The sequence below is a fragment of the Streptomyces achromogenes subsp. achromogenes genome (genome assembly GCF_000720835.1).
Taxonomy (GTDB): Bacteria; Actinomycetota; Actinomycetes; order Streptomycetales; family Streptomycetaceae; genus Streptomyces; species Streptomyces achromogenes.
The window spans coordinates 36,442-62,522 of sequence record NZ_JODT01000007.1; the positions used below are offsets into that span (position 1 = coordinate 36,442).

The window sequence follows — 26,081 nt, forward strand, 5'->3', positions numbered from 1 at the left end:
TGGTTGTCGTGCGCATGACATATCTGGGGTGCGGTGCGCCGGTGGACACGGACTCCCCTGCCGTGTCCACCGGCCGTCCGGGCCGGGCTCAGGCGGCCCGGCGGATCAGGCCGCCCGGCGGGTCAGGCCGCCCGGCGGGTCAGGCCGCGGTGGGCGCGGACGAGGTCCGCGTACCGCCGGCCGCTGCCCTTGATCGTGCGGACCTGGGTGTCGTAGTCGACGTGGACCAGCCCGAACCGCTTGTCGTAGCCGTACGCCCACTCGAAGTTGTCCAGCAGGGACCAGGCGAAGTAGCCGGCCAGCGGGGCGCCCCGGCGGGCGGCGGCGGCGCAGGCCGCGAGGTGGCGCTCCAGGTATTCCTGGCGTTCGGGGTCCGCCACGCTGCCGTCGGGGCGTACGACGTCCGGGAAGGCGGAGCCGTTCTCGGTGACGTACAGCGCGCGGGCGCCGTACTCCTCGGTGAGCCGGAGCAGCAGCGTCTCGATGCCGGAGGCGTCGATCTCCCAGTCCATGCCGGTGCGCGGGACGCCCTCGCGCCGGACGGAGCGGGTGTACGGTGCCGGCCCTTGAGGGTCGTCGGCGACGTACTGCGGGAAGTAGTAGTTCAGGCCGAGCCAGTCCAGCGGAGCCGCGATGGTCGCCAAATCAGCGTCCTTCAACGGGAGTTCGACGCCGTAGGTGTCCACCATGTCGGCCGGGAAGCCGCGGCCGTGCACGGGGTCGAGCCACCAGCGGTTGACGTGGCCGTCCTGCCGGCGGGCCGCCGCCACGTCCTCGGGGCGGTCGGTGGCCGGGTGCACGGTGGAGAGGTTGTTGACGATCCCGACCCGGGCGCCTGGGGCGGCGGCGCGGACCGCCTGGGCGGCCAGGCCGTGGCCGAGGAGCAGGTGGCAGGAGGCGCGGACGGCCGCGGTCAGATCCGTCCAGCCCGGCGCCATCGTGCCTTCGAGATGGCCGATCCAGGCCGAGCACAAGGGCTCGTTGAGGGTGGTCCACAGGGTGACGCGGTCACCGAGGCGGCCGGCGACGACGGAGGCGTACTCGGCGAACGCCTGCGCGGTGTCGCGCTCCGGCCAGCCGCCGCGGTCCTGGAGCACCTGGGGCAGGTCCCAGTGGTAGAGGGTGACGGACGGCGTGATACCCGCCTCCAGCAGCGCGTCCACCAACGCGTCGTAGAAGGCGAGGCCCTTGGCGTTCACCGGGCCGGTGCCGCCGGGGACCACCCGGGGCCAGGCCACGGAGAACCGGTAGGCGTCGACGCCGAGTCGCCGCATCAGGCCGATGTCCTCGCGCCAGCGGTGGTAGTGGTCGCAGGCGACATCGCCGTTGTCGTCGTTCGCGATCTTCCCCGGGGTGTGCGAGAAGGTGTCCCAGATCGAGGGCGAACGGCCGTCCTCGGCCACGGCCCCCTCGATCTGGTACGCCGCGGTGGCCGTGCCCCACAGGAAGTCGGGCGGGAAGGCGGCGAGGTCGATGGGTTCGGACACGGAAGTCCCTTCGGGATCAGGGGTGGGGGTCACTTGACGGCACCCGCCGTCAGCCCCGCGACGAGATAGCGCTGGAGCAGCAGGAACCCGGCCACCACGGGCACGCTGACGACCAGCGAGGCGGCCATGATCTGGTTCCAGTAGACGTCGTTGAGGGTGGAGTAGGCCTGGAGGCCGACGGCGAGGGTGCGGGTGGTGTCGTTGGTCATGACCGACGCGAAGAGCACCTCGCCCCAGGCGGTCATGAAGGCGTAGACGGCGACCGCGACGATTCCGGGGACGGCGGCCGGCACGACGATCCGCAGCAGCGCCTTCAGCGGGCCGCAGCCGTCCACCATCGCCGCCTCGTCCAGGTCGCGCGGCACCGAGTCGAAGTACCCGATCAGCATCCAGATGGAGAACGGCAGCGAGAAGGTGAGATAGGTCAGGATCAGCCCGCCGCGCGAACCGAACAGGGCGATGCCGGTGGCGTTGCCGATGTTGACGTAGAGCAGGAACAGCGGGAGCAGGAAGAGGATGCCGGGGAACATCTGCGTCGACAGCACGGTCACCGTGAAGACGCGTTTGCCGCGGAAGTCGTAGCGGCTGACGGCGTAGGCCGCGAACACGGCGATGACGACCGAGCAGACGGTCGCCGCGCCCGCCACGATCAGCGAGTTCACGAAGTACCGCGCGAGCGGGACCGTCGACCAGATGTCGATGTACGGGCGGAGGGTCAGCTTGCTGGGCAGCCAGCGGAATTCGCCGCTGACGTCCGCGAGCGGCTTCAGCGAACTGGAGATCATCACGTAGACCGGGACCAGCACGAACCCGGCGAGCAGGGTGAGGAAGATCCGCCGGATCCACAGGAACGAACGCGCCGGCGCCATGGGCGAGCGGACGGGTGTCGCCGGCGTGCGGGCGGGTGCCGCCGGTGTGCGGGTGGCTGTCGCCGGCGTGCGGGTGCTAGACATCGGCGGCCCTCCGTCCGCGTGAGGTGAGCAGCAGGTAGCCGCCCGTGACGACGAGCAGGAAGAGCAGCAGCAGGACGGACATGGCGGAGCCGGTGCCGAAGTTCCAGGTGACGAAGGAGGACTGGTAGATGTGGACGGAGACGAGGTCGGCGGCCTCGGGCGCGGACTTGCCGAACAGCACGTACGGCGTGTTGAAGTCGTTGAACGTCCACAGGAACAGCACCAGGACGAGGACCTGGTTGACGGGGCGCAGCGCGGGCAGGGTGATGCGGCGGATCCGCTGCCACGTCCCGGCGCCGTCCAGCGCGGCGGCCTCGTACAGTTCGCCGGGGATGTTCTGCAGCCCGGCGGTCACGATGAGGAAGGCGAACGGCCAGCCCTTCCACACCGAGACGGTCAGCAGGGCGTAGAAGCTGTTGTCGCCGATGAGCCAGAAGGAGGGCTTGTCGGTGAGGTGCAGCTGGTCGTGCAGGACGTGGTTCACCAGGCCGTTGTCGTGCTGGAACATGAACACCCAGGTGATGACGGCGGTGTAGACGGGCAGCGCGTACGGCACCAGGAACAGGGCGCGCAGCAGTCCGCGGCCGCGGAAGGTGTCCTGCATGAAGACCGCGGCGGCGGTGCCGATCAGCCAGCACAGGCCCACCGACAGCAGGGTGAAGCCGACGGTGACGAGGAACGAGTGCAGCAGGGCCTCGCCCACGGGGGCGTCGAAGTCCACCGACACCTGGTAGTTGCCGAGGCCGGACCAGGGGGCGGTGCCCCAGTCGCGGATGTAGAACTGGGTGAGTTCCTTGAAGCTCATCACGACGCCGATGACCATCGGCACCAGGTGGACGAGGAGTTCGAGCAGCAGGGCGGGCAGGAGCAGCAGGTACGGCAGCGAGATACGGCGCAGCCGGCCGGGGCGGCGGGGTGCGCGCGCCGCCACCCCGGACGGGGCCTGGCGCACCGGCTCCTTGAAGGCGGTGGTGGTCATCGTCGGTTCACGCCGCCGGCATCTGCTGCTGGGCCTTGCGCAGCTTGGCCTCGACCGAGCCGGCGGTCACCGGCCGCCCGGCGGCGGCGTCGGCGAACAGCTCCTTGACGGCCGTACCGACCGTCGTCTCGAACTGCGACTCGGACGGGACCTGCGGCAGTGCGGCGGCACTGGCGGCCAGGGTGTTCTTCAGTACGGCGGTGTCCGGGGCGGTGAACGCGGGGTCCGCTTGAGCCGACTTGACCGGCGGGATGGCGCTGTAGGCCTTGTTGAGGATCTTCTGCTCCTCGTCTGACGTCATGAACTTCACGAACTTCTTGGCGCCGTCGAGGTTGTCGGTGTTCTTGAAGACGGCCATGTTGATGCCCATGACCGGCGAGTTGACCTGGGCGCCGCCGCCGGGCGTACCGGAGATCACCGGCACGGGCGCGATGCCGTAGGCGTCCCCGCTCATCCCCTGGGACTTGAGGTTGGCGGAGGCGGTCTGCCACAGCAGCATGGCCTGCTTGCCCTTGGCGAAGTCGCTGACGGACTGGTTCTGCGCGTACTCGGCGTCACCGGCCGGGATGACCTTGTCCTCGGCCATCAGATCGACGTAACTCTTGACCGCGTCGACCACCTTGGGGTTGGTGAAGTCGGGCTTGCCGTCGGCGGTGAAGAAGTCGGCGCCGCGCTGCTTGGCGAAGACGAAGACGTGGTGGATGTTCTCCGACAGGTTCGCGCCCTCGGCGCCCAGCGGGGACTTGCCCTTGGCCTTGATCTTCTTGCCGGCGGCGACCAGTTCGTCCCAGGTGGCCGGGGGCTTGGAGATGCCGGCCTCGGCGAAGATCTTCTTGTTGTAGTAGAGGGCGTACGCCATCGAGTACAGCGGGACCGCGGCCGGGTCCTTGCCCTGGACGCCGGTCGAGCCGAGCGCGGTCTCGGCGAACCGGTCCCGCCCGCCGATCGCGGCGAAGTTCTTCTCGTCCCAGGGCAGCAGCGCGCCGGTCGCCTGGAGGGAGGCGCTCCAGGTGTTGCCGATGTTCAGCACGTCCGGGCCCTGGCCCGACGTGGTGGCGGTCAGGATCCGGTTGAGCAGGTCCGACCAGGGCACGACCTCCAGCTCGACCTTGATGCCGGTTTGCTGCTCGAACTTGTCCAGCTCGGGCCGGAGCACCTTCTTGTCCGCCTCGATGCTGGCCCCCTGGTTGGACGCCCAGTACGTCAGCGTCTTCGGCGAGTCGTTGGACCCGCCGCCGGTGGCCGATCCGCCTCCGCAGGCCGTGGCCGCGAGGGCGAGTGACAGGGTGACGGCGCCTACGGCCGCGGCTCGGATGCTGCGCATGCGTCCCGGTGTCCCTTCGGGGGTTGCACTCATGACTTAATTTAGGACGTGAGTTAATCCGGCGCGGGGGCGATCGTCAAGGGATTCGACAGGTGATCGTCGGGGAGCGCGGGCGCGCGCGGCCCGGGTTGGGCCGGTGGGCCGGGCCGATGAGGGCGGCGCCGGGCCCGCCTCAGGGCGAGCCGGGCCGATGAGGGCGGCCGGGCCGGTGGGGCCCAGCCCGGCGAGGCGTCGACGGCCGGCCCGGCGCGATACCGACGGACGCATACCGGCGGCCGGCCCGCGCGATCCCGCACCCGGCCGGCACCATGCCTGCGCCCGGCCTGGTGCCGTGACCGGTAGGGTTCACCGGTGCGACACCGCCTGGCAGTGTCCTCGTTGAGCGAGGAGCAGTCAGGGAGGGAGTGGGATGGGACCGTCGGATTGGGTCGGCGTCGCCGAGGAGGGCGCCCGTCAGCAGCGCCGGAAGAGGCGCGCCGTGTATTCCGTGATTGCCCCAGTGAGGGCGTACTACTCCAACACCGACCAGGAGAGCGGTGCGATACTGGGTGAACTATCGGAGTTGATCTGCCGGGTTGAGCAGTGCGGCTGGACGCTGGGGCAGGTGAGTCCCATCTCCCACAGCTACGGTTCCTCCTCCCCTAACCACGTCAGCGCACTTTTGATCTTTCGCGCGGCGGACGAGTAGTGCTGTGACCGCGTCGGCTCACCCGGTTGGCCAAGCCCACGCGGTCACAGCACTAGCGAGCTCCCGGCACCCGGCCCGGGAGGTGCCGACACCCGGCCCGACCGATGTCGGTGTCCCCGGGCCGGTCTCCGTCGACCGGTCAGCTCTCGCGCACGGGTTCCCGCAGGCCGGCCGCCTCTCCCCCGACGCCTGTCGCCACTTCCTCAACTCCTGTCGCCGGTTCCTCGATGCCGGCCGGCGCCCTGCCCGTGCGGCCGAGTTCGGGCAGGACGGTGAGCAGGCCTACTGCGGCGAGGCCGGCGCCGAGCCAGAGCGGGGCGCGCAGGCTCCACAGGTCGATGGCGACGGCACCGAGGGACGAGCCGAGGATGACGCCGAGCGTGATGAAGGAGGAGTGGACGGTGTTGACCAGCGGCCCGGCGTTGCCCGCGCGCTGCACCCGGGTGACCATCGCCGGGTTCATGGTGACGCCCACCAGACCGATGCCCAGCATGCAGACCACGGCGGGGGCGGGCACCTCGGCGAAGAGGGCGAAACCGGCCAGGAAGAGCAGGCCGAGCACCAGGCCGACGGCGAGGACCGGCAGGGTGTGGCGGTCGGCGAACCGCCCGACGACCGTATTCCCGACGACGGTGGCGGCGCCGTAGGCGATCAGCAGCAGCGGGACGGTGCCCGCGGAGAAGCCGGTGAGACCGGTGAGGATGGGGTTGAAGTAGCTGAAGGCGGAGAAGGTGGCGCCGATGATCAGCGTGCTGGTGGCCAGCGCCAGCCACAGCCGGGGCCGGGCGAAGACACCGGCCTCGGCGCGCAGACCCCCGCCCGGGGCGGCGACGAGGCGCGGCACACCGGCCGCGGTGGCCGCGGCGGCGGCCAGGGCGAGTGCCGAGACGGCCCAGAACGCGGCGCGCCAGCCGAGCCGTTCACCGATCAGGGTGGACAGCGGGAGCCCGAGCAGGGTGCCGAGCATCAGCCCGTTCATCGCCACGGCGATGGCCCGGCCCCGGATCTCGGGCCGGGTGAGCCGGGCGCACAGCGAGATGGCGACGCCGAAGAAGGCCTGGGAGGCGACGCCGGTCACGACACGGGCGACGAGCATGGTGGCGTAGCCGGTCGCGGTGGCGGCGAGCACATTGCCGGCCAGGAAGACGGCGAACAGCACCAGCAGGGCGGTACGGGGCGGGAGTTTCATCACCGCCACGGTGAGCACCGGGCCGCCGAGGGCCATGGCGGCGGCGAACGCGGTGATGAGATAGCCGATCTGCGGAACGGTGGCGTGCAGGCCGGCGGCCATCTGCGGCATCAGGCCGGCGACCGCGAACTCACTGGTCACCATGGCGAAGATGCCGAGCGCCAGGACGTAGACGGCACGGGGCACGGTGGTTACTCCTTCGGGTACGGACCCGCGCTGGATGGCGGGCACCTCAGTTACGTACTGATCTGTCCAAAACGCGGACATGCGTGGGTCACGACAGGGAATTTTGGACAGAGAAGTTCAAAAATGGGTCGACGACAAGGACCACGACACGCCACGCCCTCCCCACCGACCCGGCGAACGGGGCCCGACAGCCGGACAGGGTCAGCCAGCCGGACGGAGTCAGGCAGTCAGCGCGTCGAGGGCGATCGCGGCGATGGCGTCCAGCGCGGCCCGGTCGGCGCCGCCCTGGGCGGAGACGCGCAGGCCCGCGATGGTGGCGTTGAGGAACCGGGCCAGGTCGCCCGCGTCCCGGGCGGAGGTGATGCTGCCGTCACGCCGGCCGGCCTCGACGGCGGCACGCAAGGAGTCCAGCCGACGGGCCGTGTCCCGCTCCAGCATCCCGGCCGCGACGGCGTCACGTCCGGCGAGTTCGATGGTGGTGTTCACACCGAGACAGCCCAGGCTGCGGCCGGTGGGCCGGTTCTCGGCGTCACCGTCGAGCACCCGGGCGAACAGGGCGCGGATCCGGTCGGCACCACTGAGCGCCGGATCCTCCAGCACGGCCAGCTGCCCCGCGTTCATGGTGGTCATATAGCGGTGCAGGACGCGCTGGAACAGGGCTCGCTTGCTCTTGAAGGTGTTGTAGATGCTGCTGCGCCCCAGTCCGGTGGCGGCACACAGATCCTCGGTGGAGGTGGCCTCATACCCCTTCCGCCAGAAGGTCCGCATCGCAGCGTCCAGAGCCTGCTCTTCGTCGAACGTCCTCGGTCGGGCCATACCCAGAGCCTACGATTTTGGACCGCCCATTGCAATATGGCACTCCGCCACCCACCTTCGGAAGGCTCACCGGTACGACTTCGGCGGAGCCGCCTTCCACGCTCGGTCCAGGGAATTGTCCCAAGTGCCGTCGCGGTCATAACTGGCGGCCCGGCAGCCTCGGGACATGGGTGCCGCGGCGATGTGGAGCCAGGGAGCGTCCCCGATCCGGGCTATGGCGTGACCGCAGTACCGGCACTCCGCGTGACTCATCAACTCACCCGTCAAGCGGTCGAGTTGTGCGGTGCGGTCCGCCGCCTCCTCTCTGATGCCCCGCAGCACCTCCTCGGCGGTGGCGATCCCCGCCGAATCGATCAGGTCGCGCACGAGTGCCGCCGCCTCGATCGCGATGTCGGCCCGCCGCGCGGCGTCGACCAGGCTCTGCGCGCCATCGCGGTCGGGCGACTTGCGCACCGTTCGCTCCGCCAACGCGATCGACGGACGATCGGACACGGGCGGCCGACCACCGCCGGCCTGGTCGTGCGCGACCCCGTCCCTCAGACGCCTGCGGGCCACTTCGAAGGCCCATGCCTCGGTGGACGCCTTCTTCGCGACGTTGAAGTGCGTGCTGGTCGCGGCGTCCATGACCGTATGGAACTCGCGCATCAGCGCTCCCCAGTGGTCGCCGCCGGCGAAGTCCCCCGGACTCCAGCCGTAGTGGCGTACGAGCTCGTCGCGGACCCGGTCGAAATGGTGCAGACTCTTCCGCACCGGTCCCGATGTGTCGATGCGGAGGCCGACGCGTTCCGCCTTGGCCAGCATCTCCGGCTCCACGCCCTGCCACTTCATATGGCCGTCGCGTTCGCATGCGTAGTCGACCCAGGACCAGAACGCCTCGGCATCCGCGACATCGGGGGCCTCCCGGTGGTGGCGCGGGCAGAGGAGGGCGAAGTTGCGCACATCGTTGGAACCACCGAGCGATTCCGGAACCACATGAGCCCTTTCCACCGGCGCCTGCCAGCAGATCAGACAGATCGGCTCATCGAGACCGAGATAGTCGGCGATGGCCCGGAGCGAGGGCCTCGACCGGCGCCGGTCGGGTTCACTCTCCCGGTTGCGCACGGGCAGGTCGCGGTGATCGTAGGCGTGTTCACGGTCGGGGTCCCTTATGTTCAGGACGTCGGGGAGGTCCTCGCGTTGCGGCTCGGGGTTGCTCGCCCGGTAGAGCGGTGTACTGATCTCCGTGAGGTACGGGCCGAGGAATCCCCGGACGAAGTCCTGGATGATCTCCAGGGCATCGGCGTCGTAGTCACCGGCGGCGTTGCGATGCCCCTGGACATCCAGGAAGAGGTGACGAGGGGCGCCGGGGCTCGCCGCCGCCGCCTTCTTGAGGATCGAGAAGAGGCGGGTGGCGCACTTGGTGAAGTCCTCTTCCACCCGCATGTCGTGATACAGCGCGATGCCTTTCGGCTGCGCCGCTCCCTCAGGTGGGGTCGTGTTCCGCCTTGCCTCGCGGCGGGCGGAGCGCCGGGCGGCCATCGGCTTCTGCGGGCTGTCGTCCATGGCCGCACAGTAGGCCCCACCACTGACAACCGGCCCTCCCCCGGCTCCTCCGCACAGGGAAGCGGGTGACCTGCTCGGCTGTTGGTCACGCCGCAGCCGGAGAAACAGAAAGACCCCAGATCGACTGGGGTCTCTCGCTGGTGTCCGAGGGGGGACTTGAACCCCCACGCCCGATAAAGGGCACTAGCACCTCAAGCTAGCGCGTCTGCCATTCCGCCACCCGGACCAGGTGTCTGCCGCCTTGCGGGGCGTGTTCCCCGCGGCGACATGGACAACAATACCAAGGTTTCGGAGTGCGTTTCACCTGCGTATCCACCGCCCGGCGGCAACCGGCAACGCCCCCACCTGCGCAGCCCGCCCGTCGCGCACGGTCCGCGAGGGCGGCGGCACAGAGCGCGACGGGCCGGAATCCGCCGAGCGCCGTGGCCGAAAGCGCCCACGCCCCCTGGACACCGCCCGCCGGATGAGGGATAACGAGTCCATACAGTATTCGTCGACTGTATGCAATCTCCTGTATGCACACCTCGGCAAGGGAGAGGACCTCGCCATGCCCCAGTCCCAGGACGCCCACCCCGCCCCGGACCTGATCTCCGGCGGCCATCTCGTCGCCAAGGCGCTGAAGGCCGAAGGGGTCGACCGCGTCTACACCCTGTGCGGCGGCCACATCATCGACATCTACGACGGTTGCGTGGACGAGGGGATAGAAGTCGTCGACGTCCGGCACGAGCAGGTCGCCGCGCACGCCGCCGACGGGTACGCCCGGATCACCGGCAAACCGGGCTGCGCCGTGGTCACCGCGGGCCCCGGCACGACCGACGCCGTCACCGGCGTCGCCAACGCCTTCCGCGCGGAGTCCCCGATGCTGCTCATCGGCGGCCAGGGCGCGCTCGCCCAGCACAAGATGGGGTCCCTCCAGGACCTGCCGCACGTCGACATGATGACGCCGATCACCAAGTTCGCGGCGACCGTGCCGGACACCGCCCGCGCCGCGGACATGGTGTCGATGGCCTTTCGCGAGTGCTACCACGGCGCCCCCGGCCCCTCCTTCCTGGAGATCCCCCGGGACGTCCTCGACGCCAAGGTGCCGCGCGAGCGGGCCCGGGTGCCGCAGGCCGGCGCCTACCGGGCCTCGACCCGCTCGGCCGGCGACCCGGAGGCGGTCGAACGGCTGGCCGACCTGCTGGTGCACGCCCGGAAACCCGCCGTCCTGCTGGGCAGCCAGGTGTGGACGACCCGCGGCACCGAGGCCGCCGTCGAGCTGGTGCGCACCCTGAACATCCCGGCGTACATGAACGGCGCCGGACGCGGCACCCTCCCGCCCGGCGACCCGCACCACTTCCAGCTCTCCCGCCGGTACGCCTTCTCGCACGCCGACGTCATCGTGATCGTCGGCACCCCGTTCGACTTCCGCATGGGTTACGGCCGGCGCCTCTCCCCCACCGCCACGGTCGTGCAGATCGACCTCGACTACCGCACGGTGGGCAAGAACCGTGACATCGGCCTCGGGATCGTCGGCGACGCGGGACTGGTCCTGAGGGCCGTCACCCAGGCCGCGTCCGGACGGGCCGACGGCGGGGCCGTGCGGCGCAAGGAGTGGCTGGACGAACTGCGCGCGGTGGAGCAGGCCGCCCTCGACAAGCGGCTGCCGCAGCTCAGGTCCGACGCCTCGCCCATCCACCCGTACCGGCTGGTCAGCGAGATCAACGACTTCCTCACCGAGGACTCGGTCTACATCGGCGACGGCGGCGACATCGTCACCTTCTCCGGGCAGGTCGTCCAGCCCAAGTCGCCCGGCCACTGGATGGACCCGGGCCCGCTCGGCACCCTCGGCGTCGGCATCCCCTTCGTGCTCGCCGCCAAGCAGGCCCGCCCGGACAAGGAGGTGGTCGCCCTCTTCGGCGACGGTGCCTTCTCGCTGACCGGCTGGGACTTCGAGACCCTCGTCCGCTACGACCTGCCGTTCGTCGGCATCGTCGGCAACAACTCCTCCATGAACCAGATCCGTTACGGCCAGGCCGCCAAGTACGGCAAGGACCGCGAGCGGGTCGGCAACACCCTCGGCGACGTGCCGTACGACAAGTTCGCGCAGATCCTGGGCGGTCACGGCGAGGAGGTCCGCGACCCGGCCGACATCGGCCCCGCCCTGCGCCGGGCCCGCGAGTCCGGGAAGCCGTCGCTGATCAACGTCTGGGTCGACCCGGACGCGTACGCCCCCGGAACCATGAACCAGACGATGTACAAGTGAGGTGAACGCCCATGACCGCCAGGGCACTTGAGGGCATTCGCGTCCTCGACATGACCCACGTCCAGTCCGGACCGTCCGCCACCCAGCTGCTCGCCTGGCTCGGCGCGGACGTCGTGAAACTGGAGGCACCGACCGGCGACATCACCCGCAGGCAGCTGCGGGACCTGCCGGACGTCGACTCCCTGTACTTCACGATGCTGAACTGCAACAAGCGCAGCATCACGCTGAACACCAAGACCGAGCGCGGCAAGGAGATCCTCACCGAGCTGATCCGCCGCTCGGACGTCATGGTCGAGAACTTCGGGCCGGGCGCGGTCGACCGGATGGGCTTCGGCTGGGACCGCGTCCGGGAGATCAACCCGCGGATCGTGTACGCCTCCATCAAGGGGTTCGGGGACGGCCCGTACACCCGGTTCAAAGCCTACGAGGTCGTGGCGCAGGCCATGGGCGGGTCGATGGCGACCACCGGTTTCGAGGACGGGCCGCCGCTGGCGACGGGGGCCCAGATCGGGGACTCGGGGACGGGGGTGCACACCGTGGCCGGGATCCTCGCGGCCCTGTTCCAGCGGGAGCGGACCGGACGCGGGCAGCGGGTCGACGTGGCCATGCAGCACGCCGTGCTCAACCTGTGCCGGGTGAAGCTGCGCGACCAGCAGCGGCTGGCCCACGGGCCGCTTCCCGAGTACCCCAACGAGGACTTCGGCGAGGAGGTCCCCCGCTCGGGCAACGCCTCCGGCGGCGGTCAGCCGGGCTGGGCGGTCAGGTGCGCGCCGGGCGGCCCGAACGACTACGTGTACGTCATCGTCCAGCCCGTCGGCTGGCGGCCGATCACCGAGCTCATCGGCCGGCCCGAACTCGCCGACGACCCCGAGTGGGCCACGCCGGAGGCCCGGCTGCCGAAGCTGAACAAGATGTTCCAGCTGATCGAGGAGTGGTCGGCCACGCTGCCCAAGTGGGAGGTGCTTCAGCGGCTGACCGCGCACGACATCCCCTGCGGGCCGATCCTGTCCACCAAGGAGATCATCGAGGACGCCTCGCTGGCCGCCGACGGCATGGTGGTCCGCGTCCCGCACCCCGAGCGCGGCGAGTTCGTCACCGTCGGCAGCCCGATCAAACTCTCCGACTCCCCCGTGGAGGTGACCTCCTCGCCCCTGCTCGGCGAGCACAACGAAGAGGTCTATGCCGGTGAACTGGGCCTTAGCGACACAGAGTTGAGCCTGCTGAAGTCGGACGGGGTGATCTGAGGTGACGGACGAGGACCGGGTGGCACGGGTGCGGGAGCTGCTGGAGTCGGTGCGGGCCGAGGGCCGTACCGCGCTGACCGCGCCCGAGGGCAGGGTGGTCGCCGACGCCTACGGGATCGCCGTACCGGGCGAGGAGCTGGCCAGGGACGTGGACGAGGCGGTGGCCGCGGCGGCGCGGCTGGGCGGGCCGGTGGTGCTGAAGATCGTCTCCCCGGACATCCTGCACAAGACCGAGGCCGGCGGGGTCGTCGTGGGGGTGGAGGGCGCGGACCGGGTACGGGCCGCGTTCCACGAGATCGTCGGCAACGCGCGCGCCTACGACGCCGGGGCCCGTATCGAGGGCGTGCTGGTGCAGGAGTTGCTGCCGGCGGGCCAGGAGGTCATCGTCGGCGCGGTCACCGATCCGGCCTTCGGGAAGGTGGTGGCGTTCGGGCTGGGCGGGGTGCTGGTGGAGGTGCTGAGGGATGTGACGTTCCGCCTCGCTCCCGTCTCGGCCGACGAGGCGCTGTCGATGCTCGACTCCATCCGGGCGGCAGGAATCCTGCGCGGGGTCCGCGGGCGGGCCGGGGTGGACCGGTGGGCGGTGGCCGAACAGATCCGGCGGGTGTCCCGACTGGTCGCGGACTTCCCCGAGATCGGGGAGGTGGACCTCAATCCGGTGATCGCCACGGACCGGGGCGCGGTCGCCGCCGACATCCGGATCATTTTCGCCGAGCGGCAACCCGCACCACGGCGGACGTACGGCCGCGAGGAGATCCTCGCCTCGATGCGCCGGCTGATGCACCCGCGTTCGGTGGCGGTGATCGGCGCCTCCAACGAGCCCGGGAAGATCGGCAATTCGGTGCTGCGCAACCTCCTCGACGGCGGGTTCGCGGGTGACATCCACCCGGTGAATCCCCGGGCCGACGACATCCTGGGCCGCAAGGCGTACCGGAGCGTCGCCGACGTGCCCGGCGAGGTGGACGTGGCCGTCTTCGCCATCCCGGCCCGGTTCGTGGCCGCGGCGCTGGAGGAGGCGGGGCGCAAGGGGATTCCCAACGCCGTGCTCATCCCGTCCGGGTTCGCGGAGACCGGCGAACACGCGCTCCAGGCGGAGCTGGTGGAGATCGCCGAGCGGTACGGCGTACGCCTGCTCGGCCCGAACATCTACGGCTACTACTCCACCTGGCAGGACCTGTGCGCCACGTTCTGCACGCCCTACGACGTCAAGGGCCCGGTGGCGCTGACCTCGCAGTCCGGTGGCATCGGCATGGCCGTCCTCGGCTTCGCGCGCACCACGCGGACGGGCGTGTCGGCGATCGTCGGCCTCGGCAACAAGGCGGATCTGGACGAGGACGACCTGCTGACCTGGTTCGGCGAGGATCCGCACACCGAGTGCGTCGCCATGCACCTGGAAGACCTCAAGGACGGGCGGGCGTTCGTGGCGGCGGCCCGCGAGGTCGTGCCGAAGAAGCCGGTGGTGGTGCTGAAGGCGGGCCGTACGGCGGCGGGCGCGCGGGCGGCCGGCTCGCACACCGGGGCACTCGCGGGCGACGACGCGGTCTACGACGACATCCTGCGGCAGGCCGGGGTGATCCGGGCGCCGGGCCTGGACGACCTGCTGGAGTACGCGCGCGCGTTGCCGGTGCTGCCCACCCCGGAAGGCGACAACGTCGTCATCATCACCGGCGCGGGCGGCAGCGGGGTGCTGCTGTCGGACGCGGTGACGGACAACGGGCTGTCGCTGATGGAGATACCGCCCGACCTGGACGAGGCCTTCCGCCGGTTCATCCCGCCGTTCGGAGCGGCCGGCAACCCGGTCGACATCACCGGGGGCGAGCCGCCGGCGACGTACGAGGCGACGATCCGGCTGGGACTCGCCGACCCCCGGGTGCACGCGCTGGTGCTGGGCTACTGGCACACCATCGTCACCCCGCCGATGGTGTTCGCCGAGCTGACCGCCCGGGTGGTGGCCGAGTTCCGCGAACGCGGCGTGCGGAAGCCGGTGGTGGCCTCGCTCGCCGGTGACGTGGAGGTCGAGGAGGCCTGCCGGTACCTGTTCGAGCGGGGGGTCGTGGCGTATCCGTACACGACCGAGAAGCCGGTGGCCGTGCTCGGCGCCAAGTACCGGTGGGCGCGGGCGGCCGGCCTGCTGCGGGGCGGTTCCTGAGGTGACCGGCCGGCGGTCCCGGACCCGGGGGGTATGTGATCCCACCGGTCTCCCGCCGCCCTCCGCCCGCCCCGCCCGTCTTCCTCCTCTTCCGTACGGCGCCGGGCCCCACCCCGTGCCCGGCGCACCGTCCGTCCTCCATCCGTTCCCCCCACCGGCGAGGAGCTGGCCTGACATGACGTCAGATCACATGAAGACTCGGCAGACCCCGGCCGAACCGGACCGGCCGCACCACGCCTACCGCGAGGTGACCGACGCCCGCGGCCGGGTCTACCGCGTCGGCGAGACGGACCGGGACATCCTCGGTCACTCCCGCAAGCTCATGGTGTACCTCCCGTGGGTCTCCATGATGGCCATCAGCGTCTCGGAGTACGCCTACGGCTCCGCGGAGGACACCCTGTCCGCGGCCCACGGCTGGACCCAGAGCGACACGTTCTGGATCCTGAGCGTCTGGATCTTCTTCCAGGCGGGCATCGCGTTCCCGGCGGGCTGGCTGCGCGAACGGGGCCTGCTCACGGCGCGCCGGGCGATGTACATCGGCGCGGCGATGTGTCTGCTCGGCTTCCTGGCCCTGTCCCACCTGCGCGACGTCTTACCGGCGATCGTGGGCTTCGGTGTCGTGGGCGGGGTGGGTTCCGGGCTGATCTACGCGACGTGCATCAACATGGTCGGCAAGTGGTTCCCGGAGCGGCGCGGGGCGAAGACCGGCTTCGTCAACGGAGGCTTCGCCTACGGTTCGCTGCCCTTCATCTTCATCTTCAATTACGCGTTCGACACCGGGGATTACCACCGGGTGCTCGACCTGATCGGCTGCTACGTGCTGATCGTGGTCGCGGTCTGCGCGTTCTTCTTCCAGGACCCGCCGAAGAACTGGTGGCCCGCCGACGTGACCCCGCCGACGGGCCCGGGCAGCGGCAGGAGCAGCGGCACGGGCGCCGCGAGCCTGGCGAAGAACCCGCCGGCGGTACGCCAGTTCACGCCCAAGGAGGCCGTGCGGACCGGGATGCTGCCGCTGATGTGGGTCATGGTCGTGATGACGGCGGGGGTGTCGATCTTCGGGATCTCCTTCCAGGTCGACTTCGCCAAGGAGGTCGGCTTCGGCCCCCTGGTCGCGGCCTCCTCGATGGGCGTCATGGCCGTCATCAACGGCATCGGACGCGCGGTGGTCGGCTGGCTGTCGGACCTGTGGGGCCGCAGGACGACGCTGGTGTTCGTCATCGTGGTGCTGGGACTCGCCCAGTTCGGCGTCATCTGGGCCGGCGAGGCGAAGAACCAGTGGCTGTTCCTGTTCTTCGCCTTCCTCTCCGGCTTCGGCGGCGGCGCGTTCTACCCCCTGTTCGCGGCGCTGACCCCGGACTACTTCGGCGAGAACTACAACGCCACCAACTACGGCCTGGTGTACAGCGGCAAGCTGATCAGCGGGCTGTTCGGCGGCGGTCTCGGCTCCATGGTGGTCGGCGCCTGGGGCTACGACGGCGCCTACGCGCTGGCCGGCGGTGTCTCGATGGTGGCGGCGGCGCTGGCCCTGCTGCTGCGGCAGCCGGGCCGGGGCGACACGGACCGGGTGCCGGCCCCGGCGCCGCGTCCGGCCACCTGAGGCCCGCCCCTTCAACCCACCGCGCTGTTCCGGGCGTTCCCCCGTCCATGGCCGAACGGGGGGACGCCCGGCGGGTTTTGGTCAGGCGGTCTCGCGCTCGTGGTACGACCGCCGGGTGTGCTCGGTGTGTTCGCGCATCAGCCGGGTGGCGCGCTGCTCGTCCCGGGCGTCGATGGCGGCGATCAGCTCCCGGTGCTCGACCCACGACTGGCCGCCGCGCTGCCGGGCCACCGGGGTGTAGTACCAGCGGACCCGCCGGTCCACCTGGGCGGCGAGCCCGGCGAGGACCGTGTTGCCGGCCAGCTCCATCACCTTGCTGTGGAAGGCCGCGTTGAGGGCGACCGCGCGGTCCACGTCCTCGGCCGCCACGGCGCGCTCGCCCTCGGCGCACAGCTCCTTCAGGGCGGCGATGCCGGCGCTGTCCGCGTGCGCGGCGGCCAGCCGGGCGGCCTCCGCCTCCAGCAGGGTGCGGACCGTGAGCAGCTGGTCGGCCTCCTCTTCGGTCGGCTCGTGGACGAACGCGCCCTGGGCGGGCCGCAGATCGACCCACCCCTCGGTGTTGAGCCGTTGCAACGCCTCGCGCACGGGCTGCCGGGAGACGCCGAGGTGCCCGGCGAGTTCGCTCTCCACCAGGTGCTGTCCGGGCCGCAGGGCGCGGGTGGTGATGAGTTCCAGCAGCGCCTCGTACACGCGCTCGCGCAGCGGGCCCGGCCGCTCCAGCCTGGGCACCGCCCCTTGCGGCAGTCCGGTCGACAACATCGCGGTCCTCCTGGGCGGGTCTGACGCGGGCGATGGACGCTCAGTATCGATTGTCTTTCGTCTACAGTCTACGGTGCACAGGATCCTGTGCCCGGGCCCGCGCGGGGCACACGGGAGCCCGTACGCGAGGCGGTGCTGGCCCTCAGGGGCAGCGGACGACCTGCCCGGCGTAGGACAGGTTGCCGCCGAACCCGAACAGCAGCACCGGGTCGCCGCTGCGCAGGGCGCCCTGTTCGAGCAGCTTGGAGAAGGCGAGCGGGATGCTGGCGGCCGAGGTGTTGCCGGACTCGGTGACATCGCGGGCGACCACCGCGTGCACGGCGCCGAGCTTCTGGGCCAGCGGCTCGATGATCCGCAGATTGGCCTGGTGCAGGACGACCCCGGCGAGTTCCTCGGGGGCCACCCCGGCCTTCTCGCAGGCCTGGCGGGCGATGGCCGGGAGCCGGGTGGTGGCCCAGCGGTAGACGCTCTGGCCCTCCTGCGCGAACCGGGGCGGGGTGCCCTCGATCCGTACGGCGTGTCCCATCTCGGGCACCGAGCCCCACAGCACCGGCCCGATGCCGGGTTCGGCTCCCGGCGGGCAGGCGGTCACCACGGCCGCGCCGGCCCCGTCGCCGACCAGGACGCAGGTGCTGCGGTCGGTCCAGTCGGTGACGTCGGACATCTTGTCGGCGCCGATGACCAGGGCGCGGGTGGCGGCGCCGGCCCGCAGGGTGTGGTCGGCGGTGGCCAGCGCGTGGGTGAAGCCGGCGCACACCACGTTGACGTCCAGCGCGGCGGGCCCGGGGATGCCGAGCCGGGCCGCGACCCGGGCGGCGGTGTTCGGGGAGCGGTCGATGGCGGTCGAGGTGGCGACGAGGACCAGGTCGATCTCGTCCGGGGTCAGCCCGGCCGCGGCGAGGGCTTTGGCGGCGGCGTGCGCGGCCAGCTCGTCCACGGGCTCGTCGGGGCCGGCGATGCGCCGGGTCCGGATGCCCACCCGGCTGCGGATCCACTCGTCGCTGGTGTCGACCATGGCCGCCAGGTCGTCGTTGGTGAGCACCCGGGCGGGCTGGTAGTGGCCGATGGCGACGATGCGCGAGCCGTTCATGGCGGGAATCCCCTCGGGGCCGTGGGTGGCGGGACCCACCAGTGTGGTCAGTGACCGGCCGGTACGACGGCAGGTGAGGCCACAGGAAACCCGCGCCGGGATTGTCGGCTCCCGTCAGACCGTCGGACGTCCACATAATCCGCGCCCCGGCGCGATCCGCCCCCGCCCGCTCCCCCGCTCCCCATGTGCAGGACAATGGGAGGGTCGGAGGCCGGCACGCACAGAACCGGGGCTGATCGGAACATGGGACGAGTCACGGAACGACGCAAGGTCCTGCGCATCCGGGACGGGGCGGTCTCCACCCGGCCGGACACCCTCGTCGCGGAGGAACCCCTGGAGATCCGGCTGAACGGCAAGCCGCTGGCGATCACCATGCGGACCCCGGGCGACGACTTCGCGCTGGCGGCCGGCTTCCTGGTGAGCGAGGGCGTCCTGGCCACGGCGGCGGACCTGCGGAACATCGTCTACTGCGCGGGCGCCACGGCGGACGGCTCCAACACCTACAACGTGGTCGACGTGCACACCGCCCCCGGTGTCGCCCTCCCGGACTTCACCCTGGAGCGGAACGTCTACACCACCTCCTCCTGCGGCCTGTGCGGCAAGGCCAGCCTGGACGCCGTCCGGACGACCGCGCGCTGGCCCATCGCCGACACTCCCCCGCTGCGGGTCACCCCCGAGCTGCTGGCGGACCTCCCCGAGCGGCTGCGGGCGGCCCAGCGGGTGTTCGACCGGACCGGAGGACTGCACGCGGCGGCCCTGTTCGGCGAGGACGGGGAGCTGCTGGACAGCCGCGAGGACGTCGGCCGGCACAACGCGGTCGACAAGCTCGTGGGACGGGCGCTGCAGAGCGACGCGCTGCCGCTGTCCCGGACGATCCTCATGGTCTCCGGCCGGGCCTCCTTCGAGCTGGCGCAGAAGGCGGTCATGGCGGGCATCCCGGTCCTCGCGGCCGTCTCGGCGCCGTCCTCGCTCGCGGTGGACCTGGCCGCGGAGACCGGCCTGACCCTGGTGGGCTTCCTGCGGGGCACCTCGATGAACGTGTACGCGGGCGAGCACCGCATCGCCCTGCGGGAGCCGGCCGCCCAGGCCTGACGAGAACACGGGCGGCGCGATCGGCCCTCCGCGGCACTGTCGGCTCTCCGCGGCACCGTCGGCCCTCCGCGGCGCGCTCAGCCCGCCGCGACGCCGTCAGCCCTCCACGGCGGAGGCCCCCGGACCACCGGAGCCACCCGGACCACCGGAGCCACCCCCAACGCCGGAGACCCCCGGACCACCCGATCCACCCGCGACACCGCCGACCCCGGAGATCCGGGCCAGCAGCTCCATGAACCGCTCCCGTTCGGCGGCCGACAGGGGGGCCAGCAGCTCGTCGTTGGCCTCGCGCGCGGCCTTCTCGCAGCGGGTGAGGAGCCGGGCGCCGTCCTCGGTGAGGGTCACGGCGTTCTTGCGCCGGTCGCGGGGGTCGGGGGCGCGCTCGACCAGGCCCGCCGACTGCAGGTCGTTCAGGATGCCGACCACGTCCTTGGGGTCCAGGCTCACAGCGCGGCCGAGGTCGGCCTGGGCGACCGGGGCGAGGTCGCGGACGGCGGAGAGCACCACGTGGTGCCACATCTTCAGCCCCTCGGCCGCGAGGGCGTCGGCGACCAGGGCGCGGCCCCGGGCGGCGGCCCGGCCCAGGAGCCAGCTCGGCAGGGAACGGATCGCGGGCAGCGGTGCTTCGGCCATGACCGCAGCCTAACCGAAGAATCATTGGACTTCCCAACGACCCTCCTCTACCGTTGGGGCTCCCAACGAACTCATGGGTGTTCCCCACGAACGGCCTCATGGCCGACGGTGCCGGTGCGCCCGGCCCGAGGAGGTGTGCGATGCGTCGCGTCCGCTACGAGTCCCCCGGCGGTCCCCTGTTCCTGGAGGAGGTGCCCGTCCCGGAGCCCGGCCCCGGCGAGCTGCTGGTGCGCTGTGCCGCCGTCGGCCTCACCCTGCCGATGGTCCGCAAGGTGGCCGAGGCCGCCGAGCCGGTGCCGCTGGGCGGGGAGGTCGCGGGCGAGGTGGTGGCGGCCGGCCCCGGCGTGTCCCGCTTCCGGACCGGCGACCGGGTGACCGGGCTGTGCTTCGGCCACGGCTACGCCGACTTCGCCGTGGTGCGCGAGGCCATGGCCTCACCGGTGCCGGAGGGCGCCGGCTTCGTCACCGCGATCGCGCTGGTGCGCAGCGGCCTGGTGGCGTACGGCGCGCTGGAGGCGGCACGGCTCGCGCCGGGCGAGTCGGTCCTCGTCACGGCGGCGGCGAGCGGTGTCGGGCACCTCGCGGTACAGCTCGCCCGGGCACGGGGCGCGGGCCGGGTGGTGGGGGCCGTCTCCAGCGCGGCGAAGGCGGACTTCGTCCGCTCCCTCGGCGTGGACGACTGCGTGCGGTACGACGACGACGGCTGGGGCGAGCCGGTCGACTGCGTCCTGGACGCCGTCGGCGGGGAGCTGCTCACCCCGGCCCTGGCCGCGCTCGCCCCGCACGGCCGCCTGGTCGCCTACAGCTCGGGCGGCGGCACGATCCAGGCGTACGACCTGCTGGTGGGCGCCAAGTCGGTGACCGGCTTCCAGATGGCGCTGATCGCCCGCGAGCGGCCGGAGCTGTACGAGCGGTGGCGCCGGGAGCTGTGGCGGCTGCATGCCGAGGGTTCCCTGAAGCCCGCCGTGCACGGGGAGTTCGCCCTGGAGGAGGCGGAGGCGGCGCACCGGGTGATCACCACCCGGGCCAACCTCGGCAAGGTCGTCCTGTGCCCGTGAGTGCACGCTTCTTGTGAGCCGTACCCCCCGCAAGTACCGTCGTTCGGGCGCATGTTGGACATGGGATGTCCGGATGTCCGCTCATCCGGCCGACGAAGGGCAGGCCGCACCGTGCCGCCGAGTCTCCGCACCCGCCTCAGACCCGTACTCGCCCTCGCCGCGGCCGGGTTGCTCCTGCCCTTCCTGCCCGCCGCACCGGCCCGCGCCCAACCCTCCTCTGCGGCATCCGAGTTCGAGCAGCAGGTGCTGTTCAAGGCGGGCCAGGATCCCGGTTACGCCTGCTTCCGCATCCCGGCGGTGGTGCGCACGACCGACGGCACCCTGCTGGCGTTCGCCGAGGGCCGGGTCCTGAACTGCGGTGACGCCGCCGACATCGACATCGTGCTCAAGCGCTCCAGCGACGGCGGGCGCACCTGGGGGCCGCTCCAGGTCGTCACCGAGGGCGGCGGCGACACCCATGGCAACCCGGCGCCGGTCGTGGACCGCGACACCGGCCGGATCTGGCTGGCGGAGACCTACAACACCGGCCGCGGCGACAGCGCCAGCTGCCGCGTCCCCTGCGACCGCACCCCGCACCTGCAGTACAGCGACGACGACGGCGAGACCTGGTCCGCGCCGCGCGATCTGAGCCCCGAGATCCTGCCCGCCGACTGGAACTCCTGGTACGCCACCGGGCCCGTGCACGGCATCCAGCTGACCCGCGGCCGGTACGCGGGGCGTCTGGTCTTCGGCGTCAACACCGAGACCTGGGACGGCACCCGGGTCACCGCCAACCACGCGGCGCTGATCGTCAGCGACGACCACGGCGGCCACTGGCGGATCGGCGCCACCGACACCTGGCCCATCGCCGCCGACGGCACCTTCCGGCAGAAGCCCTCCGAACTCACCCTCGCCGAACGCGCCGACGGCTCGGTCCTGGTCAGCGGGCGGGAGCAGGACGGCACCGACCTCGGCCACCGCACCCAGGCCGTCGGCCGCGACGGCGGCACCGCCTTCACCGGGCCCTTCCGCGCCGTGCCGGACCTGTACACCCCGCAGGTGCAGGGCTCGATGCTGCGGCTCGGCGACCGCCTGCTGCTCGCCTGCCCCGGCGACCCCGACCGGCGCCGCACCATGATGATCCGCTCCTCCTACGACGGCGGGCGGACCTGGGACAGCGTGGACCGGGGCACGGTCGTCACCACGGACTGGTCCGGCTACTCGGACCTGGTGCGCATCGGCTCCACCGCGGTCGGCCTGCTGTACGAGGGCGGGGCGGTGGACGCCCGGGACGAGATCCGCTTCGCCCGCTTCACCGAGGACTGGCTCGCCCCGCGCCGCGGCCCCGACCCGGCCACCCCCGACCTGGCCCGCAAAGCCCGTCCGGCGGCGGTGCTCGGCGACCCGGAGCGCGTCGACGGCGTGTCGGGAAGCGCGCTGGAGTTCGATGGCACGGACGACGCGGTCCGGCTGCCGTACCGCGCCGGGCTCCCCCTCGGCACGAAGGACTTCACGGTGTCGCTGTGGTTCCGGTACGCGGCCACGGCCGGCGAGCAGCCGCTGCTGTGGATGGGCGGGATCGGCACCAACCAACCGCAGGTGTGGCTGCGCGGGGAGCCCGCGAGCGACCGGGTGCGGGCGCTGATCACCGTGCGGAACGGGGCCGGGGCGCCGCAGTCCGCGTCCGTGCAGACCCCGGCCGCCTACAACGACGGCCGGTGGCACCACGCCGTGCTCCGCCGGGGCGGCGGGCTGCTGTCGCTGGCCGTCGACGGCGCGGCCGTCTCCACGGCGGACAAGCCGGGCTCGGTCAGCCGCAACTCGCCCTTCGGCGTGCACCTCGGTCAGCGCCTGGACAGCCGCGCCTTCCTCACCGGAGCGCTGGACGAGGTGCGGGTGTGGGACCGGGCGCTGGACGACGCGGAACTGGCGGACCCGAAAGTGCTGCGGTCAACGCAGGACACGACTGTGTGGCTGCCCCTGGACCGGGTCCGCGGCTGACCCCTCGGGCGCGTCCCCCTGCTCCCGGGGCGCGCCCTCGGCCGCCTCCGGGTCGTGGGAGCGGCGCTTGGCGATGACCGCGCACACCATCAGCTGCATCTGGTGGAAGAGCATCAGCGGCAGGACGGCCAGGGACGCCTGGGCGCCGAACAGGACGCTCGCCATGGGCAGCCCGGAGGCGAGGGACTTCTTCGACCCGGCGAACTGCACGGCGATCCGGTCCGCCCGGCCGAAGCCGAGCGCCTTGGCGCCGTACCAGGTCAGGACCAGCATCACCGCCAGCAGGACGGCCTCCACACCGAGCAGCGCGGCCAGCCGCAGCGGGCTGACCTGGTGCCAGATGCCCTGGTTCATGCCCTCGCTGAACGCGGTGTAGACGACCAGCAGGATGGAGCCGCGGTCGACCAGGCCGAGGACCTTCTTGTGCCGGGTGACGAAGGTGCCGATCCAGCGCCGCAGCAGCTGCCCGGCGAGGAACGGCACCAGCAGCTGGAGCACGATCTTCACCAGCGAGTCCGTGGAGAACCCGACCGCGTCGCCGCCGAGCAGCCCCGCCGCGAGCAGCGGGGTCAGGACGATGCCGGCGAGGGAGGAGAAGGACCCGGCGCAGATCGCCGCGGGCACGTTGCCGCGGGCGATGGAGGTGAAGGCGATGGACGACTGGATGGTGGACGGCACCAGCGTCAGGAACAGCAGCCCCTGGTAGAGCGGCTGGGTCAGCAGGACCGGCACCAGGCCCCGGGCGGCCAGCCCGAACACCGGGAAGATGACGAAGGTGCAGATCAGCACGGTGAGGTGCAGCCGCCAGTGGCGCAGTCCGTCCAGCGCCTCCCCGGTGGACAGCCGGGCGCCGTAGAGGAAGAAGAGGAAGGCGATGGCGGCCGTGGAGGCGCCCGAGGTCACGTCGGCGGCCGTGCCGCGCGCCGGGAGGAGGGCGGCGAGCCCCACCGTCCCGAGCAGCAGCACGATGTACGGGTCGATCGGCAGCCAACTGGGCCGGCGCAGGCGTGTCACGGTGCTCCGATTGCTCTGTCTCGTCTTGCTCACTGTTCGTACGGTCCCGGGGCCGCAGGACCCCCCTCCATCGTCCTCTCGTCGCCGCCGATCGGGAATCCGGTATACCGCTCTGACTGTCATCGCGTTCCGTGATGGCCGCGCTAGGCTCGGGACGTGTACGAGCCGACGCACCTGCGCACCTTCCTGGCGGTCGCCCAGACGCTGAGCTTCACCCAGGCCGCCCGGCGGCTGGGGCTGCGCCAGTCCACGGTGAGCCAGCACGTACGGCGGCTGGAGGAGGCGGCCGGGCGGCAGCTGTTCGCCCGGGACACCCATTCGGTGGAGCTGACCGAGGACGGCGAGGCGATGCTGGGGTTCGCCCGGCGGATCCTGGAGGTGCACGAGCAGGCGACGGCGTTCTTCTCCGGCACGCGCGTGCGGGGCCGGCTGCGCTTCGGCGCCTCGGAGGACTTCGTGCTGACCCGGCTGCCGGAGATCCTGGAGGGCTTCCGCTACGACCACCCGGAGGTCGACCTGGAGCTGACGGTGGAGCTGTCCGGCACGCTGTACGAGCGGCTGGCCGCCGGGAAGCTCGACCTGGTGCTGGCCAAGCGGCGCCCGGAGGATCCGCGCGGTGCGCTGGTGTGGCGCGACGACCTGGTGTGGATCGGTGCCGAGCGGCTGCGGCTGGAGGCGGACCGGCCCGTTCCGCTGATCGTCTATCCGCCGCCGGGCATCACCCGGGCCCGCGCCCTTCAGGTGCTGGAGCGGCAGGGCCGGGCGTGGCGGATCGTGTGCACGAGCGGCAGCCTCAACGGGCTGATCGCGGCGGCCCGGGCCGGCCTCGGGGTGATGGCCCACTCCCGGCGGCTGATCCCGCCGGGCCTGTTCCGGCTGCCCGACCGGGCGGGCCTGCCCGAGCTGGGCAAGGTCGACTTCGTGCTGGTGCACGGCCGCCGCCGGGGCCCGGCCGGGGAGGCCGCCGACGCGCTGGCGGCGGCGGTGCTGGCCGGCGGCGAGCGGCTGCGGCGCAGCGGCGGCTGACCGGCCCGGCCCGCCGGGGCGTCAGCGGGCCGGGCGGTAGGTCAGCTGCTTGACCCCGCGCAGGATGGGCGTCGCCTCCACGTGCCGCACCCCCTCCAGGCGGCCGAGCGGGCCGCTGAGGTAGGCGTACAGGGCGGCGGTGTCGCGGACGACGACGGTGGCCACGATCTGGGAGGGGCCGGCGGTGGCGGAGGCGAACGCGACCTCGTCGTGGCCGGCCAGGGTCCGGCCGACGGAGTCCAGGGCGCCCGGCGAGGTGGTGATCCACAGCATGGCCTTCTTGGGGAAGCCGAGGACCGCGGTGTCGTACTCGGCGTCGACGTACACCGCGCCGGAGGCGATCAGGGCGGACAGCCGGCGCCGGAGCGCGGACTCGGAGCGGCCGGTGGCGCGCTGGAGTTCGGGGTAGCCGGCGCGGCCGTCGCGTTCGAGGACGGCGAGCAGCGGGGCGTCCTCGGGCTCCAGCCGGGCCGGGCCCGGCTCGGGCAGGTCGGGGCGGAGCGCGGCGATCTGGTCCGCGTCGAGCGCCTGGAAGCGGGGCAGCCAGCCGACCGGGCCGCCGTAGAAGCGGTGCAGGAGCTGCTGGGCGCGGATCTCGACGACGCTGGGGGTGCGGGGCAGCTTGCCCAGCAGCAGGTCGTCGTGGTCGCCGGGGCTGCGCGGGCGGGTGATGCAGGCGATCTCGGTGCCGCCGGAGCACAGCCCGATCCAGTAGGTGTCGGGGCGCCGGGCGAGCGCGTCGGCGATGACGGCGGCGCCGTCGGGCGCGCAGCGCAGCCGCAGCATCCACTGGTCCTCGCCGAGCCGGGCGGCGTCCCGCAGCACGACGACCCGCAGCCCGCCCTCGGCGCACAGGCGGCGGTAGCGGCGGGCGATGGTGCGGTCGGAGACGCCGAGCACGGCGGCGATCCGGCTGAAGGGAGCGCGGCCGTCTGTCTCCAGCGCGCAGAGCAGCTGGAGGTCCAGCAGATCAAAGGTGTCGGATTCCATCCGCAGCATGCTCTCCCCCGTCGGATTCCGTCGCGTGCGG

The 26,081-nt window shown here is 72.0% G+C and carries 19 protein-coding genes, 1 tRNA gene and 1 pseudogene; 8 read left to right on the forward strand and 13 right to left on the reverse strand.

Going from position 1 to position 26,081, the window contains the following annotated elements; genetic code table 11:
• Positions 1-122 precede the first annotated feature (122 nt).
• The 8 genes from IH25_RS0108865 to IH25_RS0108910 all read right to left on the reverse strand — a co-directional run bounded on the left by IH25_RS0108865 (position 123) and on the right by IH25_RS0108910 (position 9,390).
• Positions 123-1,487, reverse strand: coding sequence for a GH1 family beta-glucosidase (locus tag IH25_RS0108865; protein WP_030605718.1), 1,365 nt, complete (start codon positions 1,485-1,487; stop codon positions 123-125).
• Between the two features lie 29 nt (positions 1,488-1,516).
• Positions 1,517-2,356 (reverse strand): carbohydrate ABC transporter permease, encoded by an 840-nt coding sequence (locus IH25_RS0108870; protein ID WP_030605720.1) that lies wholly within the window; start codon positions 2,354-2,356, stop codon positions 1,517-1,519.
• 76 nt (positions 2,357-2,432) lie between these two features.
• Positions 2,433-3,419: a carbohydrate ABC transporter permease gene (locus tag IH25_RS0108875; RefSeq protein WP_030605721.1), complete on the reverse strand. Its 987-nt coding sequence runs from the start codon at positions 3,417-3,419 to the stop codon at positions 2,433-2,435.
• Positions 3,420-3,426: 7 nt separating this feature from the next.
• Complete coding sequence (locus tag IH25_RS0108880; protein WP_030605723.1) at positions 3,427-4,743, reverse strand: ABC transporter substrate-binding protein; 1,317 nt, start codon at positions 4,741-4,743, stop codon at positions 3,427-3,429.
• 827 nt (positions 4,744-5,570) lie between these two features.
• Entirely contained in the window at positions 5,571-6,806 is a 1,236-nt protein-coding gene (locus tag IH25_RS0108890; protein WP_078844183.1) for an MFS transporter, read from the reverse strand.
• Between the two features lie 219 nt (positions 6,807-7,025).
• Entirely contained in the window at positions 7,026-7,622 is a 597-nt protein-coding gene (locus IH25_RS0108895; protein WP_030605730.1) for a TetR/AcrR family transcriptional regulator, read from the reverse strand.
• Positions 7,623-7,688: 66 nt separating this feature from the next.
• A complete protein-coding gene (locus tag IH25_RS41895; protein ID WP_063755144.1) occupies positions 7,689-9,164 on the reverse strand; it encodes an HNH endonuclease in 1,476 nt (491 codons plus the stop codon).
• A gap of 138 nt (positions 9,165-9,302) precedes the next feature.
• A tRNA-Leu gene (locus IH25_RS0108910) sits at positions 9,303-9,390 on the reverse strand.
• Positions 9,391-9,711: 321 nt separating this feature from the next.
• On the opposite strand from IH25_RS0108910, the gene IH25_RS0108915 reads away from it, so the two are divergent.
• From IH25_RS0108915 to IH25_RS0108930, 4 genes are all read left to right on the forward strand, one after another.
• Entirely contained in the window at positions 9,712-11,409 is a 1,698-nt protein-coding gene (locus IH25_RS0108915) for a thiamine pyrophosphate-binding protein (RefSeq protein WP_030605732.1), read from the forward strand.
• An 11-nt stretch (positions 11,410-11,420) separates the two neighbouring features.
• Complete coding sequence (frc, locus tag IH25_RS0108920) at positions 11,421-12,653, forward strand: formyl-CoA transferase (RefSeq protein ID WP_030605734.1); 1,233 nt, start codon at positions 11,421-11,423, stop codon at positions 12,651-12,653.
• Position 12,654: 1 nt separating this feature from the next.
• Positions 12,655-14,802, forward strand: a complete 2,148-nt coding sequence (locus IH25_RS0108925; protein WP_030605737.1) for an acetate--CoA ligase family protein — start codon at positions 12,655-12,657, stop codon at positions 14,800-14,802.
• A 175-nt stretch (positions 14,803-14,977) separates the two neighbouring features.
• Complete coding sequence (locus tag IH25_RS0108930) at positions 14,978-16,399, forward strand: OFA family MFS transporter (RefSeq protein WP_030605739.1); 1,422 nt, start codon at positions 14,978-14,980, stop codon at positions 16,397-16,399.
• Positions 16,400-16,480: 81 nt separating this feature from the next.
• Here IH25_RS0108930 and IH25_RS0108935 read toward each other — a convergent pair whose 3' ends face one another.
• Positions 16,481-17,158 (reverse strand): GntR family transcriptional regulator, encoded by a 678-nt coding sequence (locus tag IH25_RS0108935; protein WP_030605742.1) that lies wholly within the window; start codon positions 17,156-17,158, stop codon positions 16,481-16,483.
• A 142-nt stretch (positions 17,159-17,300) separates the two neighbouring features.
• Complete coding sequence (locus tag IH25_RS0108940) at positions 17,301-18,248, reverse strand: beta-ketoacyl-ACP synthase III (RefSeq protein ID WP_030605744.1); 948 nt, start codon at positions 18,246-18,248, stop codon at positions 17,301-17,303.
• Positions 18,249-18,491: 243 nt separating this feature from the next.
• On the opposite strand from IH25_RS0108940, the gene fdhD reads away from it, so the two are divergent.
• Entirely contained in the window at positions 18,492-19,340 is an 849-nt protein-coding gene (fdhD, locus tag IH25_RS0108945) for a formate dehydrogenase accessory sulfurtransferase FdhD (RefSeq protein WP_030605746.1), read from the forward strand.
• Between the two features lie 198 nt (positions 19,341-19,538).
• Here the strand turns inward: fdhD and IH25_RS0108950 are convergent.
• Positions 19,539-19,973, reverse strand: a pseudogene (locus IH25_RS0108950) (MarR family winged helix-turn-helix transcriptional regulator); the annotation flags it as partial.
• Between the two features lie 140 nt (positions 19,974-20,113).
• Here IH25_RS0108950 and IH25_RS0108955 point away from each other — a divergent pair.
• Positions 20,114-21,031, forward strand: coding sequence for a quinone oxidoreductase family protein (locus IH25_RS0108955; RefSeq protein WP_030605749.1), 918 nt, complete (start codon positions 20,114-20,116; stop codon positions 21,029-21,031).
• 111 nt (positions 21,032-21,142) lie between these two features.
• Positions 21,143-23,011 (forward strand): sialidase family protein, encoded by a 1,869-nt coding sequence (locus IH25_RS0108960; RefSeq protein WP_030605751.1) that lies wholly within the window; start codon positions 21,143-21,145, stop codon positions 23,009-23,011.
• Here IH25_RS0108960 and IH25_RS0108965 read toward each other — a convergent pair.
• Positions 22,961-24,025, reverse strand: coding sequence for a bile acid:sodium symporter family protein (locus tag IH25_RS0108965; protein ID WP_051753835.1), 1,065 nt, complete (start codon positions 24,023-24,025; stop codon positions 22,961-22,963). The genes IH25_RS0108960 and IH25_RS0108965 overlap by 51 nt on opposite strands.
• Positions 24,026-24,181: 156 nt before the next feature.
• Between IH25_RS0108965 and IH25_RS0108970 the strand changes: the two genes are divergently transcribed.
• Positions 24,182-25,051, forward strand: coding sequence for a LysR substrate-binding domain-containing protein (locus IH25_RS0108970; protein ID WP_030605756.1), 870 nt, complete (start codon positions 24,182-24,184; stop codon positions 25,049-25,051).
• Positions 25,052-25,072: 21 nt separating this feature from the next.
• Here IH25_RS0108970 and IH25_RS0108975 read toward each other — a convergent pair whose 3' ends face one another.
• Complete coding sequence (locus IH25_RS0108975; protein ID WP_391637695.1) at positions 25,073-26,041, reverse strand: Lrp/AsnC family transcriptional regulator; 969 nt, start codon at positions 26,039-26,041, stop codon at positions 25,073-25,075.
• Positions 26,042-26,081: the final 40 nt, after the last annotated feature.

Bases quoted from the DNA above. Each gene is read 5' to 3' on its own strand.
- IH25_RS0108870 (WP_030605720.1), bottom strand. From the start codon at position 2,356: ATGGCGCCGGCGCGTTCGTTCCTGTGGATCCGGCGGATCTTCCTCACC.
- IH25_RS0108875 (WP_030605721.1), bottom strand. From the start codon at position 3,419: ATGACCACCACCGCCTTCAAGGAGCCGGTGCGCCAGGCCCCGTCCGGG.
- IH25_RS0108880 (WP_030605723.1), bottom strand. From the start codon at position 4,743: ATGCGCAGCATCCGAGCCGCGGCCGTAGGCGCCGTCACCCTGTCACTC.
- IH25_RS0108895 (WP_030605730.1), bottom strand. From the start codon at position 7,622: ATGGCCCGACCGAGGACGTTCGACGAAGAGCAGGCTCTGGACGCTGCG.
- IH25_RS41895 (WP_063755144.1), bottom strand. From the start codon at position 9,164: ATGGACGACAGCCCGCAGAAGCCGATGGCCGCCCGGCGCTCCGCCCGC.
- IH25_RS0108915 (WP_030605732.1), top strand. From the start codon at position 9,712: ATGCCCCAGTCCCAGGACGCCCACCCCGCCCCGGACCTGATCTCCGGC.
- frc (WP_030605734.1), top strand. From the start codon at position 11,421: ATGACCGCCAGGGCACTTGAGGGCATTCGCGTCCTCGACATGACCCAC.
- IH25_RS0108930 (WP_030605739.1), top strand. From the start codon at position 14,978: ATGACGTCAGATCACATGAAGACTCGGCAGACCCCGGCCGAACCGGAC.
- IH25_RS0108935 (WP_030605742.1), bottom strand. From the start codon at position 17,158: ATGTTGTCGACCGGACTGCCGCAAGGGGCGGTGCCCAGGCTGGAGCGG.
- IH25_RS0108940 (WP_030605744.1), bottom strand. From the start codon at position 18,248: ATGAACGGCTCGCGCATCGTCGCCATCGGCCACTACCAGCCCGCCCGG.
- fdhD (WP_030605746.1), top strand. From the start codon at position 18,492: ATGGGACGAGTCACGGAACGACGCAAGGTCCTGCGCATCCGGGACGGG.
- IH25_RS0108955 (WP_030605749.1), top strand. From the start codon at position 20,114: ATGCGTCGCGTCCGCTACGAGTCCCCCGGCGGTCCCCTGTTCCTGGAG.
- IH25_RS0108975 (WP_391637695.1), bottom strand. From the start codon at position 26,041: ATGGAATCCGACACCTTTGATCTGCTGGACCTCCAGCTGCTCTGCGCG.